Origin of the sequence: Rhizobium sp. SL86, from assembly GCF_026672545.1 — a bacterium.
Classification (GTDB): domain Bacteria; phylum Pseudomonadota; class Alphaproteobacteria; order Rhizobiales; family Rhizobiaceae; genus Neorhizobium.
In genome coordinates this window covers 905,219-920,397 of record NZ_JAPPRJ010000001.1, presented here as the reverse complement: position 1 = coordinate 920,397, position 15,179 = coordinate 905,219, and the positions used below count along the sequence as shown (strand labels likewise).

The following is a 15,179-nucleotide window of genomic DNA, read 5'->3' as shown; positions in this document are numbered from 1 at the left end:
CTGTTAAAGCCTAGACATTGTCAGAAACTTGTCGTGAACGACGGATGAACGGAGCGCTCGTTTATTCGGCGGCGGCCCTACGCAGATTGGCGGTCTGGGTGATATAGGCCCGCAAGGCGGCCGGTTTGACTGGCTTGTGCTGCACGCCAAGGCCATATTTTTCCGCCTCGCCACGCACTTCGGCACTTCGGTCCGCGGTGATCAGCAGGCCCGGTATGCTGCCGCCAAGATTGGCTCTCAGCTTCAGGATGGCCTCGATGCCGTTGCCATCGTCCAGGTGATAATCGGCAATCACAATGTCGGGAGCGGAGGTGCCGGCAGCGGCCATCCTGTCGATTGCCGCAACCGAATCGGCGCGTTCGACGGAACAGCCCCATCCGGTCAGCAGCAGCGCCATGCCGTCGAGGATCTGTGGTTCGTTGTCGATGCACAGCACACGAAGTCCCGAGAGAGGCTGCGGAACCGCCGTGCCCTTGGCGTCTGGCGAGCGTGTGCGTGGCGCGCCGGCATCGCGCGGCATGCGCACCCTGAAGATCGTGCCGCGGCCGGGCGTGGAGGCCAGTTCGACCGGATGGGAGAGCACACGCGAAATGCGGTCGACGATCGAGAGACCAAGGCCGAGACCGGAGGCGGTGCGGGCACCTTCGTCCAGCCGCGTGAATTCCTTGAAGACCGTCTTGAACTTGGATGAGGGAATGCCGATGCCGGAATCCACCACGTCGATCACTACCTCGCCGCCGCGCCGCCGCGCGCCGACCAGCACCTTGCCGCTGATCGTGTATTTGATCGCGTTCGACACGAGGTTCTGGACAAGACGGCGCAGCAGGTTGGGGTCTGTCTTGACCGACAGCGAGGTGGGCATGACCTTGAACTTGAGGTTTTTTTCCCGGGCGATCGGGGCGAAATCCGTTTCCACTCGCTGCAACAGCTCGCCAAGCGGAACGGAAACGACACGCGGCTTCATGGCGCCCGTGTCCAGACGGGAGATGTCGAGCACGGCGCCCAGGATGCTTTCGACCGATTCCAGCGCGGAATCGATGTTGCGGACCAGCTGGCGATTGTCCGAATCCCCGAGCCGCTCCACCAGCGAGGAGGAATAAAGGCGGGCGGCATTCAGCGGCTGGAGAATGTCGTGGCCCGCCGCCGCAAAAAACCGCGTCTTGCCGAGATTGGCCTCGTCTGCCGCTGCCCGGGCTTCGGCCAGCGCGCGGTTGACCCGCATCAGTTCCGCAGTGCGTTCCTCGACGCGCTGCTCGAGTGTTTCGTTTGCCTGCTCCAGCGCGCGGGCCGCCGCGACCCGTTCCGTCATGTCGGTGAAGGTGGCGACGATGCCATCGTCCGGCATGGTGTTGGATCGCACTTCGATGATCCTTTCGCCGCCGCGCAGCGCCAGCGAGAAGGGTGCGTCGAGCGTCTTGATCCGCGCGATCATCGCCTCGCCATCCTCTTCGGCAAGGTCGCCGCGGTCGGTCAGGATGCCGACGATGTCGCTCAAGGGGTAACCGACCTGGCCGACCTGTTCCGGCAGGTCGAGGAGATTGCGGAAACGGCGGTTCCAGATGGCGAGCCGGTCGGAACTGTCGAACACCGCTACACCCTGGTCCATCTGGGAAAGCGCCGTCTGCAGCATGTCCTGATTGTATTGCAGGGCTTCGCTGGCCTGATCGAGCAGCCAGGCGGTATCGGAGCTCGCATCCTCCGCCTTCTGCAGGATCAGCGACAGCACGAGGCGGGCGGAGGACGAGCCGATCGCGCTGCCGAGCAGCTGTTCGGAGAAATGGATGAGCGCCATGTCCGCGGCTTCCTCGTCGGACAAAGTGCGGCCGGCATTCCGTTCGTAATTGGCAAACGAGCGGCGCATCCGCTCTTCGCCGAGATAGCGGGCAATCGCCGTCTTCATGTCGCCGACGCTGACACGGGTCTTCCACCCGCGAGTGGCAAATTGCGAGCGCAGGTGCCGTTTGACGAAGATACCCGCCTGGATGCGTTCCACCGGTCGCGGATTGCGCGACAGTGACCCGATGACGAAGGCGAGGCCGTTGATGATGAGGCTGAGCAGGACGGCGTTGACGAGGGGATCGGCCTGTTCGCCTGAAAAAATGCCGGTGCCTGGAATGAGGAAGTCGAGGATGGTGGCGGCAAGCGCCGAATTGTTGGTGCCCCCGAGGCTCGGCAGGAACAGCAGATAGGCCCAGGCAATGAAGCCGAGCGCCATGCCGGCAATCGCGCCCCGTGCATTCGCCCGTCGCCAGAACAGGCCGCCGAGAAGCGGCGGGGCGATCTGTGCCACGGCGGCAAAGGAGAGCAGCCCGATGGAGGCGAGCCCCGTTTCGCTGTCGGCGCTGCGATAATAACCGTAGCCCAGCATCAGGACGATGAAGATCGCCGCCCGGCGGATGCGCAGCAGGTGCCGGGCAAAATCCGCACGGTGTCCGCCGGAGGTTGCGAGTTTCCGGCGCAGGAAGATCGGCATGAAGATGTCGTTCGACACCATGATCGACAGCGCCACCGATTCCACGATGACCATCGCGGTCGCCGCGGAAAAGCCGCCGATGAAGGTGATCAGCGAAATCAACGGCAGTGCGTTGCTGAGCGGCAGCTGCAGCACGTAAAGGTCCGCATTGCCGCTACCGCCGAACAGGATCAGGCCGGCGACCGCGATCGGCAGCACGAACAGGTTGATGGCGACCAGATAGAGCGGGAAGAGCCAGGCCGCCTTTTTCTGCTCGCTCTGGGTCCGGTTCTCCACCACCGTCACATGGAACTGCCGCGGCAGCATGATGATGGCAAAACCGGAGAGAAAGATCAGCAGCAGCCAGCGCGCAACCGGTGTTTCGTAATTCAGCGCGGAGGCGACGAGAAGGCTGTCCGATGCCTTGGTCCAGAGGTCGGCCGGGCCGTCGAAGATGAGGAAGACCACGGCAAGGCCGACGGTCAGGAGCGCCAGCAGCTTGACGACGGATTCCATGGCGACGGCGAGGATCAGGCCGTCCTGGTGTTCGGTCGCATCCGTATGCCGCGTTCCGAAGATGACGGCGAAACAGGCCATCATCAGCGTCACGATCAGCGCCAGATCAAGGAAGTAGAGATTGCCGCTGCCGATCCCGTAGGCGGTCGGATCGACCATGGCGGCAACGGAATCGGAGACCGCCTTCAGCTGCAGCGCGATGTAGGGAATGGAGCCGACGAGCGAGATGATCGCGACAAGCAGCGCGACCGCCGAATTCTTGCCGTAGCGGGCGGCGATGAAATCGGCCGGCGACGTGAGTTTTTCGGCCTTGGCAAGCTCGATGATGCGCCGCAGAAGTGGCATGCCGATGGTAAAGGCCAGCACCGGACCGATGTAGATGCCGAGAAATTCCAGCCCATGCGCGGAGGCAAGACCAACCCCGCCGAAATAGGTCCAGGAGGTGCAGTAGACGGCAAGCGACAGTGCGTAGACGACGGGCCTGCCCGCTTTCGGCACGCCAAAGCGCTTGCTCCTGCGGTCTCCGTAGCTTGCCACTGCAAACAGGAGGAGAATGTAGGCGCATGCCGAGAGCAATATGATCCAGCCAGGCAGCATCGCCCCTCCGCATCTGATCAGCGCCAGCCATCGTCGTCAGTTGATATCATAGGCGAATTGCGCCCGAATGGAAATCAACGAGGTCTCGGCAATAAGTTCAATAGGCGGCGTGGCGCGGGAAGAGCGGCAAGAGAAGTACGCCTTTCCAAGTCGTGCATTCTGGCTATATTAGCTTCATCTATGTCTTGTTCAGATTTGAGAAAGGATTTCCATGTCGATGGTCGCTGAATTTCGTTCGTTCATAGCCAAGGGCAACGTGATTGATCTCGCGGTCGGCATTATCATCGGTGGGGCGTTTACCGGCATCGTCAACTCGCTCGTCAACGACATCGTCATGCCGGTCGTTGGCGTCATCATCGGCGGTATCGATTTCTCGAACTACTTCCTCGCGCTGAACGACAAGGTGACCGCAACCACCCTGGCGGCGGCCAAGGAACAGGGTGCCGTGTTTGCTTATGGCAGCTTCATCACCGTGATCATCAATTTCGTGATCCTCGCCTGGATCATTTTCCTGATGGTGAAGCTGGTGAACCGCATTCGCCTCGCCGAGGAAAATAAGCCGGCAGACGCAACACCGGCACCGCCGCCGGCCGATGTGCAGCTGTTGACCGAGATCCGCGACCTGCTGAAAAGCCGCTGACGCCTTCGCGCATCCATCACCAAATCCGATCCGTCGCTCACCGAATGTCATGAGATTTCGGTGAGCGCTTGCGTTATGAGACCTCCAGATGGAGATCCCTTGAATGACCCTGATGGAAAGTCTCAGCGCCCGCGCGCTCGCCGCACCCCAGAGCGGTATTGTCGAACTCGTCAACTATGCGCGTGGCCGCCCGGGCCTCATCCCGCTGTGGGCCGGCGAGGGTGATCTTCCGAGCCCCGCCTTCATCAACCAGGCCACCAAGGATTCGCTGGATGCCGGTGAGACCTTCTACACCTGGCAACGCGGCCTGCCGGAACTGCGCGATGCGCTGTCGCGCTACTACCAGCGTCATTTCGGTGTCAGCCTGCCGCGCGAGCATTTTTTTGCCACCAGCTCCGGCATGCACGCGATCACGCTGTCCGTCCAGGCGCTGACGGCGCCGGGTGACGAGATCATCTATCTGACACCAAGCTGGCCGAACATCGTGGCTGCCATCGGCATTGCCGGTGCAAAGGCCGTGCCGGTGCCGGTGGATTTCGTCGGAGGCGGCTGGTCTCTGGATGTGGCGAAGATCGAAAGCGCGATCACGCCGAAGACCAAAGCCCTGTTCATCAACACGCCCTCCAACCCGACGGGCTGGACAGCCACGCAGGATGACCTGAAGGCAATCCTGGCACTTGCCCGCAAACACGGGCTTTGGATCATCGCCGACGAGATCTACGCGCTCTATTATTTCAATGGGCAGCGCGCACCGTCCTTCCTCGACATTCAGGAAGAGGGTGAGCGGATCATCTATGCCAATTCGTTCTCGAAGAACTGGTCGATGACCGGCTGGCGCGTCGGCTGGCTGGTGGCGCCGCCGGAAATCGGCCAGGTGCTGGAAAACCTCATCCAGTATTCGAGTTCCGGCCTCACGCCCTTCATGCAGCGCGGCGCGATTGCGGCGCTCGATCAGGGCGATGATTTCCTGCGATCCAATATCGAGCGTGCCCGCACCTCGCGTGATGTGCTGTGCGATGCGCTGATCGCCACCAACCGGGTGCAGACGCTGAAGCCGGATGGGGCGATCTATGCCTTCCTGAAGATCGACGGCATCGACGATCCCCGCAAGGCGGCCTTCGATATCGTCGACAAGACGCTGGTGGGGCTTGCACCCGGAAGTGCCTTCGGTCCGGGCGGCGGCGCCTTCCTCAGGGCCTGCTTCCTGCGCGATCCCGTCCAGATCAAGGAAGCGGCCGACCGGCTTTGCGACTACATCCTGAAGCTCTGAATGTGCTGACCTGCTCCAGGTTCGCTAAAATTCGACAGAAATCCGAAATTCTTTGTTTTCCTAAGGAACAACAATAGTTTAGCTAAAAGGCCCGCGGTAATTACTGGTGAAGGGGCTGCGTGTTTCGATCCTGCCAAGCAAGAATGGCAGGGAGCATGGACATGGCAGTTCTGGTGACGGGAGGCGCGGGCTATATCGGTAGCCACATGGTGTGGGCATTGCTGGATGCGGGCGAAGACGTCGTCGTGCTCGACCGGCTGTCCACCGGATTTCGCTGGGCGGTGCCGGATGCCGCCCGCTTCTATCTCGGCGATGTCGGCGATCTCGCCATGCTCGAGAAGATTTTTTCCGAAAACCACATCGACGCGATCCTGCATTTTGCCGGCTCGATCGTCGTTCCCCAGTCGGTCGCCAATCCGCTCGAATATTACGACAACAACACGGCAAAGACCGGTCTCCTGGCGGATGCCGCCATCAAGGCGGGCATCGAGCATTTCGTATTTTCCTCGACGGCCGCCGTTTATGGCGACCAGCCGGACGACGCGCCCGTGCGCGAAAATGCCCCGACCGTGCCGAAGAACCCCTATGGTCGCTCCAAGCTGATGTCGGAAATGATGCTGCGCGATGCGGCACGCGCGCACAAGTTCCGTTTCGTGGCGCTGCGTTATTTCAACGTGGCCGGTGCCGATCCCAAGGGCCGGACGGGTCTGTCGACGGAAGGCGCCACTCATCTGATCAAGATCGCCTGCGAGGCGGCTCTCGGAAAGCGTCCGTCGGTGGATGTCTTCGGCACCGATTATCCGACACCGGACGGCACCGGTATCCGCGACTACATCCATGTGAGCGATCTGGTGGAGGCGCATTTGATGGCGCTGTCCTATCTGCGCCGCGGCGGCGAACCGCTGATCGCCAATTGCGGTTATGGCCGGGGTTATTCGGTGCTGCAGGTGCTGCAGTCGGTCAAGCGCATCGAAGGCGGTGAGTTCGACATTCATTACGGCCCCCGGCGGCCGGGCGATGCGGCGGCGGTGATTGCCGATTCCACATTGGCGCGCCGGCTTCTCGGCTGGACCCCGAAACACGACAACCTCGATCACATCGTCTCGACGGCGCTGTCCTGGGAGCGGTCGCTGTCCGTGCGCGAGCATGGCGATCTCAGGGCGATCCACCGCAAGCTCGCCGCAAATTTCTGACGGCAGATATGAGACAAGAAAAGGGCGCCGGCTTGGTTCAGCCGGCGCCCTTGCGTCTGTTCAGCGATGATGTTCGAGGGGCCTCAGGCGACCATGCCCCAGTCGTCGGCGCCGCCGGTGCCGAACATCCGCTCGAGGTTCAGGAAGCAGATCATGCCGCTGTCATGGGCGATGAGGCCATCGGAAAAGGCCGTGCTGGAACCGGCGGCTGCCGGAACCGGCTGCAGGCGGCTTGCCGGAATGGTCATGATATCGGACACGCGGTCGACCAGCAGGCCAACCGTCATGCCGTTGATATCGGCAACGACGATGGCGGAGCGCTCGTTGACCTCGGTGTTGTGCATGCCGAGCTTCACGGCGAGATCAACGATCGGGATCACCGTGCCGCGCAGGTTCATCACGCCGATCACGTCGTAAGGGGCGTGCGGCAGCGGGGTTACCGGGGCCCAGCCGCGAATTTCTCGGATCGATGTCGTCCGGACACAGAATTCCTGGGAGTGCAGGCGAAACGCGATAATCTCCAGAAGTTCGTCACCACTCATCTGCACCGCATTCATTCAGATTTCCTCCCGTAGCGGGGTTGCGGACCTTGCTTGGCGCCGTGCGCGACTGTGACGGCAGAAGCCTGTGCGGGACTGGATCCCGTTTCATGGTTTTGCCGGGCCTGACGGCGCCTGAACGTCCATCATCCCTGCCGCACGGCCCGACGTCCATGCCGGAAACGATTGCGCAGCAAAGATGGCTGACGATCTCTTAATTCTACCGGCTGTTTATTAAATATTCCTTATGGAGAGCCCCCAACAATCTGCCACGCCGGGAGCCGGGGGCTGTGCCTTCCGCCGGGGCGAGGCGATGTCGGTTTCGGAATATCCCGAAAAAAACGCACAGCTGTGCAAATTACAAGGAACTGTCACGGAACGATCATTGGAGTGTCATTCAGTCTGCCTAGGGTCCAGCCGTTATTGCCGGCCCGGGAGCGGTCGGCCGTCCCAAATCCGGAGACAGACCCATGAACAGACGCGAATTCCTGGCGGCAGGCTCTGCCGTTGCAGCAGCCAGCGCCATCCCTTCCTTTGCCCTTGCCGATGACAAGACGATTCAGGTCTACAGCGGCTCGGACAACAACATCATCGACTTCTGGAACAACACGATCCGGCCCGCCTTCGAAAAGGCCAATCCGGGCCTCAAGCTCAAGCTCGCCGATGCCGGTGACGACAACGGCCTGCGCGCCATTGCCGACCGTGCGCTCGCCGCGCTGAAGAGCAAGGCCGATCCGCAGGCCGACATGTTCGAGAACTTCGATACGCGCCTGCCGGTTGGCGGCGTCGAGGCCGGCCTCTGGGTCTCCTTCTCGGCCGACAACGTACCGAGCTATGCCAAGATCAACCGCGCCGCGATCGACATGCCGCAGCAGCTGCCTTATCGCGGCTCTCAGGTCCTGCTCGCCTACGACAAGACCAAGCTCGACCCGAAGGACGCGCCGAAGACCTGGGAACAGCTGGTTGCCTGGGTCAAGAAGAACCCCGGCCAGTTCATCTACAACCGTCCGGACAAGGGCGGTTCCGGCGGCAACTTCGTCCGCCGCGCCATCCACGAAGTGAATGGCCGCGATCCGTCGAAATTCACCATCTCCAACTTCTCGGCCGATTATGCCGAAAAGTCGCTGACGCCGGCCTGGGCCGTGCTGAAGGACATGGCTCCTTTCCTGTATGAGAAGGGCGCCTATACCTCCGGCAACACGCAGTCGATCCAGCTCCTGTCGCAGGGCGTTGTCACCATGGTTCCGGTCTGGTCGGACCAGGTTCTGCAGGCCATGACGCAGGGCGTTCTGCCGGAAACGACGGGTCTCGTTCAGTTGACCGATCTGGCGCTCTGCGGCGGTTTTGCCCGTCTGACCGTCTTCGCAAACGGTGCCAACAAGGACGCGGCCCTGAAGCTCGCCGAGTTCCTGCTGACGAGCGAGATGCAGTCGGCCGTCATTACCCAGATCGGCGGTTTCCCGGGCGTGACCTGGGACAACGTCGCAGCCGACCTGCGCGAAAAGTACAAGGACGTCGTGCCGAACTCCATCCCGACCTTCCCGGGCGGCGACTGGAACGTGGCCATCAACGACGGCTGGTACCGCAACGTGGCGACCGGTCTCGCACGCGGCTGATCATGGCAGACACGGCAACCCTGTCCGCCGCAGGCGGATCCGAGCCGGCAATCGGGAGGGGGCTGAAAGGCCTCCTCCTTGTTGCCATTCCGGTCTTCCTGGTCGGCTGGCTGATCATCTACCCGATCTTTGCGGCGATCCTGTCGACCCTCTTCGTTGCGGGACCGGACGGCGTGCAGTTCAGCACGGCCTCCTACCAGTTCTTTTTCTCCGACCCCTATAGCCGCGCCAATCTGGCGCTGACGCTGTGGACCACCAGCATCTGTGCGGTGCTCCTGCTTCTCGTCGGCCTGCCGATTGCGCTTTATCTGCGCTTTTCCACCAGCCGCTTTGCTGACCTCGTGCAGAGCCTTGCGATCTTCCCGATGTTCGTGCCGTCGATCATCCTGTCCTATGCGCTGATCCGTACGATCGGCCCGAACGGCACGGTTGATATCCTTTTGAATGCGGTCGGACTGCCCAAGCTGCCGACGCCCTACCTCACACCCTGGGGGCCGGTGATCGGTTTGGTTTGGGACAACCTGCCGCTGACGGTGCTGATGCTGACGGCGGGGCTTGCCGGCATTTCCAGTCCGTCGATCGAAGCGGCGCGCGACGTGGGCGCCGGACCGATCCGGGTCTTCTGGTACATCATCCTGCCGCGCATGGGCAATTCCATTCTGGTCACGATCTCCTTCACCGTGCTCGGCATCTTTTCGTCCTTCACCCTGCCTTACGTGCTGGGGCCTGCCTCGCCGGAAATGATGGGGCCTTTCATGCTGCGCACCTTCAACGATCTCTACGATCCGCTGAACGCCAAGACCCAGGCCGTCATCTCCTTCGTCTTCTGTCTGTTTTTCGGCCTCTTTTATGTCTGGTCGATCGCCCGCAACCAGAGGAGTCAAAGCCGATGATCCGGAGCTATTCCTCCACCTCCGGCCGCTTCGACTGGATGGGGCTGGCCTTCGCCATCCTGCTCGTCATTGTTATTGCGGTGCCGCTTCTCGTCGTTTTTACCTGGGCCTTTACCGAGGTGTGGCGGTATCCCTCCGTGATCCCGCAGAAGTTCGGCCTGCGCTTCTGGGACCAGACCCTGTCGCGTGCTGATGTCTGGGAGGCGCTGTTCATCAGTCTGAGGCTCTCGGCAACGGTGACGGCGCTGTCCGCGCTGATCTGCCTGCCGGCGGCTTACGCCTTTGCGCGCATGAAATTTCCGGGCCGCGACCTGTTTTTCCTCTCCTTCCTCGCATCGCACGCCTTCCCGAAATTCGGCCTGCTGGTGGCGATTGCGGCGATCTTTCTGCAGCTGAACCTGATTGCCACCTTCTGGGGCGTGGTGCTGATCCAGCTGGTCGGCACGCTGATGCTGATGATCTGGATCCCGGTGGCGGCCTTCCAGGCGGTGGACCGGCGCATGGAGGAGGCCGCCCGCGACGTGGGTGCCGGACCCTTGCGCGTCTTCTGGTCGATCACGCTGCCACAGGCCGGCCCGACGATCTTTGCCGCGGTGCTGCTCACCTTCGTCTCGACCTTCTACGAAACGGAAGGCGCCTGGCTGATCGGTGCCCCGCAGATCCGCACCATGCCGGTGCTGATGATCAACTTCATCAACAATCAGGTCGTGGTCCAGTACGGCGCGGTGCTGTCCGTCATCCTCTGGGTCCCGTCCTTCATCGCCCTGATTTTTGCCCGCCGCGTGATCGGCACGGGCTCGTTCGCCAAAGGTTTCGGCGCCTGAACCGGCGCGCGTTTATGAAAGAGTAACATCATGGCCAGATTGAAAATCGAGAGCCTGCGCAAGTCCTTTGCAGCCACGACGGCAGTGGATGATTTTTCGCTCGACGTGGGCGACGGAGAACTGGTCTGCCTGCTGGGGCCCTCCGGATCGGGCAAGTCGACCATTTTGCGAATGATCGGCGGTTTCGAACAGCCGACCTCGGGCATGATCCGCATCGACGGTCAGGATGTGACGCGGCTGTCGCCGGAGCGTCGCCCGACGGGCATGGTCTTCCAGAGCCACGCCCTGTGGAGCCACATGAATGTCTTCAACAACATCGCCTTCGGCCTGAAACTGCGAAGCCTGTCGCGGGGCGAGATCCAGCGCAAGGTCGATCAGGCGCTGGAACTGGTCGGGCTTGCCGGTTACGGCCATCGCCAGACCTTCCAGCTTTCGGGCGGCCAGCAGCAGCGCGTGGCGCTTGCCCGCTCGCTCGTGCTGGAGCCGAAGATCCTGCTGCTCGATGAACCCTTTGCCAGCCTCGACCAGCACCTGCGCGAACGCCTGCGGGAAGAGGTGCGCGACATCCAGCAGCGGCTCGGCATCACGACGCTCTTCGTCACCCACGGGCAGGACGAGGCGCTCGCCATGGCGGACCGTATCGTGGTCTTACGCAACGGCCAGTGCGAGCAGGTCGACGCGCCGGACGTGCTTTACCGCAATCCGCAGACGGAGTTCGTGGCGGGTTTCATCGGCCAGATGAACTTCCTCTCTGCCAATGTGGAGGGAGGACGGTTCCGCCATCCCGATTTCACGCTCGACGTGGAGGTGCAGGATGGGCCCGCCGTGCTTGCCCTTCGGCCGGAAGCGCTTCGCCTTGAACCTTCCGATTCACCGGATGCGGCAGGTGTGACCCGTGCCACCGATTTCGGCAGCCATATCATGGTCGATGTCGAGCTTCGTGATGGCGCACGCCTGAAGGTCATGACGGCGCCGGACGCGCGCTGGCAGAAGGGGCAGACAGTGCGGCTTGCGGCATCGGCTTTCGCACTCTACCGGCAAAACCGGCTTCTCGCCCGCGGCGGCCTGCCGGTTGAAACGGTCGAGGGAAGATCCCGGCACGCGCTGGCCTGATGGATGAGGCCTTGGGGGCAGGGTCCGGGGTGACCCGGAGCCTGCTTAACCTTCGGCCTCGAACCCGGCAAGCAGCCAGGGATGCATGCCGCCATTCGAGGCCAGCACGTCACCGTTTTTCGTGATCGGGCCACCGGCAAATCCGGTGACGAGGCCACCGGCTTCGCGGATCAGCAGAACGGAGGCGCCGTAATCGTGCAGCGAAAGCCCGTCTTCGAAGAAACCGTCGAGGCGGCCGGCCGCGACATAAGCGAGTGAAAGCGCCGAGGAGCCAAGCCGCCGCACGCCCGCCGTATGGGCCATCAGGCGGCGAAGGGCATGGAAATACTGATCTTCGCTCACCGTCTTGACCTGGCCCGGAATGGGCAGGCCCGCGCCGATCAGCACATCCTCCACAACCGAGACCGGCTGGCAGGAAAGCCGCTCGCCATTGAGATAGGCGCCCTGTCCCTTCTCCGCGACGAACAACTCGTCCTGCATGGCATCATACACCACGCCGCAGGTGACCTCGTTTTGTTCAACGATCGCGATCGTCAGGCCGAAATGCGGGATGCCCCAGGCAAAGTTCGTCGTGCCGTCAATCGGGTCGATATAGATGCGTGGTGCATCCGCAGCGGCATCACGATTGCCCACGGCTTCCTCGCCGGTGATGGCGTGATCGGCAAAACTGTCGCGCAGACGGGAAACGATGGTCTGCTCCACCGCCACGTCGATCTCCGTCTGATAATCCCGCGGAGCCTTCGCCACCATTTCGCCGGCATAACGGCGTTTCAGCGAACGCCTGGCGAGTTCCCCACCTTCCAGCGCGGCCGCGGCCATCAGGATCAGACGTGCGGAAGCATCGGCGGGCAGACGAGGCGAAAAATCGGGGGAGAGCATAATGGGATGTCTTTTCGGATCTGCGGGGGAGAAGAATGATGGGAAGGATAGCCCGCAGCACTGCCCGATTTGTGCGACAGACTTGTGACGATGCTGGCTGAGGCGTCTTGCAGACCGCAATCGGTCGCGTTTGGACCAAGATGTTGAACAAAAACGTCCAAACGCCCTGTCAGGCGCGAAGCCGACGACGCGGCTAAATTGCTTGTTGATTTTTGAGAAATGGTGCTGCCGAGTGGGATTGAACCACCGACCTCTCCCTTACCAAGGGAGTGCTCTACCACTGAGCTACGGCAGCAGGTCGCGCTAGCAAATTTGTCTGCGCTGCGGTGAGCGGGCTTCTGCCATAGCTTATCGGGGAGTGCAAGCCGCAATTTGAACTTCTTTGCCGAAAGCGGTGAATTGTCTGGCCGCTTTGGGTTTTTGAAGGTTTCGGTTATGGAAGGGGCATGAGCGAATTGGACGAATCGAAGCAGGCCAAGGCGGAGCGCAAGGCGCGCCAGCAGGCGGAAGCGGAGCGGCGCAAGGCCCGCGCTGCCGAGAAGCTGCGCGAGAACCTGATGCGCCGCAAGCAGCAGTCGCGGGCAAGGCGGGCCGGCGAGGCGGATGCCACATCCGGTCTTCCCGCCGCACGAACGGACGAAACGGGCGAATGAAGGCCGCAAAAGCCTTGTGGTCCGGGCGTATTCAAATTGAAGTGGCGGGGGATATCGTCTAAGGACGCCATCTTTCGGGCATGAGAAGGAAAGGCGGGCAGATTAGCCCGTGGTCGTTGAATGGATCGCATCAAGATTTCCGGCGGTAACGAACTGCGCGGCATCATTCCGATTTCGGGCGCCAAGAATGCCGCCCTGCCGTTGATGATCGCTTCGCTTCTGACGAGCGACACGCTGACGCTCGAGAACGTGCCGCATCTGGCCGATGTCGAGGGGCTGATGCGCATCCTTGGCAATCATGGCGTCGATATTGCCGTCAACGGCCGCCGCGAGCGCCAGGAAGACGGGTATTCGCGCACCATCCATTTCACCTGCCGCACCATTGCCGATACGACCGCGCCTTACGAGCTTGTCTCGAAGATGCGGGCGAGCTTCTGGGTCATCGGCCCGCTTCTGGCGCGCGAGGGCCGCGCCCGTGTGTCGCTTCCCGGCGGCTGCGCCATCGGCACGCGCCCGGTCGATCTGTTTCTCGAAGGTCTTGCCGCACTCGGCGCCGAAATCGAGATCGATGGCGGTTACGTCAACGCCACGGCGCCGAAGGGCGGCCTGATCGGCAATCATTATCGCTTCCCGAAGGTCTCCGTCGGCGCCACCCATGTGATGATGATGGCGGCGACGCTCGCCAATGGCACGACGGTGATCGAAAACGCGGCGCGCGAGCCGGAAGTCGTCGATCTGGCCAACTGCCTGAATGCCATGGGGGCCAAGGTCTCCGGCGCCGGCACCAAGACGATCACGGTCGAGGGCGTCACCTCGCTCTCCGGTGCCCGTCACCGCGTGCTGCCGGATCGTATCGAGACCGGCACCTATGCCATGGCGGTTGCCATGACCGGTGGCGACGTGACGCTGGAGGGCACCGATGGTGCGCTTCTGGAAAACGCGCTGGACACGCTGCGTCAGGCCGGCGCCGAGATCACTGAGACGCCGAGCGGCCTGCGCGTGGTGCGCAATGGCAATGGCATCCAGCCGGTGGATGTGGTGACGGAACCCTTCCCGGGTTTTCCGACCGATCTGCAGGCGCAGTTCATGGCGCTGATGACGCGCTCCTCCGGCGTGTCCCACATCACCGAGACGATTTTCGAAAACCGCTTCATGCATGTGCAGGAACTGGCGCGTCTCGGCGCCCGCATCTCGCTCTCCGGCCAGATGGCGCGTGTCGAGGGTGTTTCCCGTCTGAAGGGCGCGCCGGTCATGGCGACCGATCTGCGCGCCTCGGTGTCGCTGGTCATCGCAGGTCTTGCCGCCGAGGGCGAGACTGTCGTCAACCGCGTCTATCATCTGGACCGTGGTTTCGAGCGGCTGGAAGAGAAGCTCACCCGCTGCGGCGCAATCGTTCAGCGCGTCAGTGAATGAGGCTCTGCTGTTGCGCGGTGCTTCCGGCCATCCTATCTCCATGACCTGACAAGCAAAGCCGCGCGGCCTGCGTGGGTGATGAGGACAAGATGGATCAGATGACGGAACTGAGGCTGCTGGCGCTGGATGCAGAGGATCTGAAGATCATCTCCGCGCATATGCAGGACAGCGTCTTCAAGCCGCAGGATATTGACTGGAGCGCCAAGCGCGGGCAGTTCTCGCTGGCGGTCAACCGCTTCGTCTGGGAAGCGGCAAGCCGTGGTGCCAAGGGTTATGAGCGCCGCCGGGCGGCTCTCGCTTTCAAGCGGGTTCTGGCCGTGCGCACGCTGGGTGTCGACCGGCGCAAGGCGGATGCCGTCTATTCGCTTCTCGCCATCCGGTTCGAGCAGAACGGCGAGGGGCCGGATGGCAGGATCGAGCTGACGTTGGCGGGAGGGGCGGCGATCAGCCTGGATGTGGAATGTATCGAGGTGCAGCTGGCCGATACCGGCGGCGCCTGGGAAACCAGCAACCGGCCGGAGCACGATTGACGGGCACCGGCTGCCGGATCGTCTGATCCGGCGGGGATGGTTTTTAGGAAT

Annotated in this window: 13 protein-coding genes and 1 tRNA gene; 10 read left to right on the top strand and 4 right to left on the bottom strand. The window is 62.3% G+C overall.

Annotation, left to right across the window (positions count from 1 at the left end; all coding sequences use genetic code 11):
• Positions 1–61 precede the first annotated feature (61 nt).
• Positions 62–3,565 (bottom strand): PAS domain-containing hybrid sensor histidine kinase/response regulator, encoded by a 3,504-nt coding sequence (locus tag OU993_RS04645; protein ID WP_268155071.1) that lies wholly within the window; start codon positions 3,563–3,565, stop codon positions 62–64.
• 217 nt (positions 3,566–3,782) lie between these two features.
• Between OU993_RS04645 and mscL the strand changes: the two genes are divergently transcribed.
• The 3 genes from mscL (at position 3,783) to galE (ending at position 6,668) form a co-directional block, all read left to right on the top strand.
• Positions 3,783–4,205, top strand: a complete 423-nt coding sequence (gene mscL, locus OU993_RS04640) for a large conductance mechanosensitive channel protein MscL (protein WP_268157509.1) — start codon at positions 3,783–3,785, stop codon at positions 4,203–4,205.
• A gap of 103 nt (positions 4,206–4,308) precedes the next feature.
• Positions 4,309–5,475, top strand: a complete 1,167-nt coding sequence (locus OU993_RS04635; protein ID WP_268155070.1) for a pyridoxal phosphate-dependent aminotransferase — start codon at positions 4,309–4,311, stop codon at positions 5,473–5,475.
• Between the two features lie 161 nt (positions 5,476–5,636).
• A complete protein-coding gene (gene galE, locus OU993_RS04630) occupies positions 5,637–6,668 on the top strand; it encodes a UDP-glucose 4-epimerase GalE (protein WP_268155069.1) in 1,032 nt (343 codons plus the stop codon).
• 83 nt (positions 6,669–6,751) lie between these two features.
• On the opposite strand, the gene OU993_RS04625 is transcribed toward galE, so the two are convergent.
• Positions 6,752–7,225, bottom strand: a complete 474-nt coding sequence (locus OU993_RS04625; protein ID WP_165215716.1) for a chemotaxis protein CheW — start codon at positions 7,223–7,225, stop codon at positions 6,752–6,754.
• A gap of 452 nt (positions 7,226–7,677) precedes the next feature.
• On the opposite strand from OU993_RS04625, the gene OU993_RS04620 reads away from it, so the two are divergent.
• The 4 genes from OU993_RS04620 to OU993_RS04605 are packed head-to-tail and all read left to right on the top strand — an operon-like array spanning position 7,678 to position 11,653.
• A complete protein-coding gene (locus OU993_RS04620) occupies positions 7,678–8,823 on the top strand; it encodes an extracellular solute-binding protein (RefSeq protein ID WP_268155068.1) in 1,146 nt (381 codons plus the stop codon).
• Between the two features lie 2 nt (positions 8,824–8,825).
• Positions 8,826–9,716, top strand: coding sequence for an ABC transporter permease (locus tag OU993_RS04615; protein ID WP_268155067.1), 891 nt, complete (start codon positions 8,826–8,828; stop codon positions 9,714–9,716).
• The gene (locus tag OU993_RS04610) at positions 9,713–10,540 is read left to right on the top strand and encodes an ABC transporter permease (protein ID WP_268155066.1); all 828 of its coding nucleotides are present in this window, start codon (positions 9,713–9,715) and stop codon (positions 10,538–10,540) included. Before OU993_RS04615 ends, OU993_RS04610 begins: the two co-directional genes overlap by 4 nt.
• A gap of 30 nt (positions 10,541–10,570) precedes the next feature.
• Positions 10,571–11,653: an ABC transporter ATP-binding protein gene (locus tag OU993_RS04605; RefSeq protein WP_268155065.1), complete on the top strand. Its 1,083-nt coding sequence runs from the start codon at positions 10,571–10,573 to the stop codon at positions 11,651–11,653.
• 45 nt (positions 11,654–11,698) lie between these two features.
• Here OU993_RS04605 and OU993_RS04600 read toward each other — a convergent pair whose 3' ends face one another.
• Together OU993_RS04600 and OU993_RS04595 are read right to left on the bottom strand one after the other, a co-directional pair.
• The gene (locus OU993_RS04600) at positions 11,699–12,532 is read right to left on the bottom strand and encodes an inositol monophosphatase family protein (RefSeq protein ID WP_268155064.1); all 834 of its coding nucleotides are present in this window, start codon (positions 12,530–12,532) and stop codon (positions 11,699–11,701) included.
• A gap of 220 nt (positions 12,533–12,752) precedes the next feature.
• Positions 12,753–12,827, bottom strand: a tRNA-Thr gene (locus OU993_RS04595).
• A gap of 151 nt (positions 12,828–12,978) precedes the next feature.
• Between OU993_RS04595 and OU993_RS04590 the strand changes: the two genes are divergently transcribed.
• The 3 genes from OU993_RS04590 (at position 12,979) to OU993_RS04580 (ending at position 15,128) form a co-directional block, all read left to right on the top strand.
• Positions 12,979–13,185, top strand: a complete 207-nt coding sequence (locus OU993_RS04590; RefSeq protein WP_268155063.1) for a hypothetical protein — start codon at positions 12,979–12,981, stop codon at positions 13,183–13,185.
• Between the two features lie 120 nt (positions 13,186–13,305).
• Complete coding sequence (gene murA, locus OU993_RS04585) at positions 13,306–14,598, top strand: UDP-N-acetylglucosamine 1-carboxyvinyltransferase (RefSeq protein WP_268155062.1); 1,293 nt, start codon at positions 13,306–13,308, stop codon at positions 14,596–14,598.
• Positions 14,599–14,696: 98 nt separating this feature from the next.
• Positions 14,697–15,128: a DUF2948 family protein gene (locus tag OU993_RS04580; protein ID WP_268157508.1), complete on the top strand. Its 432-nt coding sequence runs from the start codon at positions 14,697–14,699 to the stop codon at positions 15,126–15,128.
• Positions 15,129–15,179: the final 51 nt, after the last annotated feature.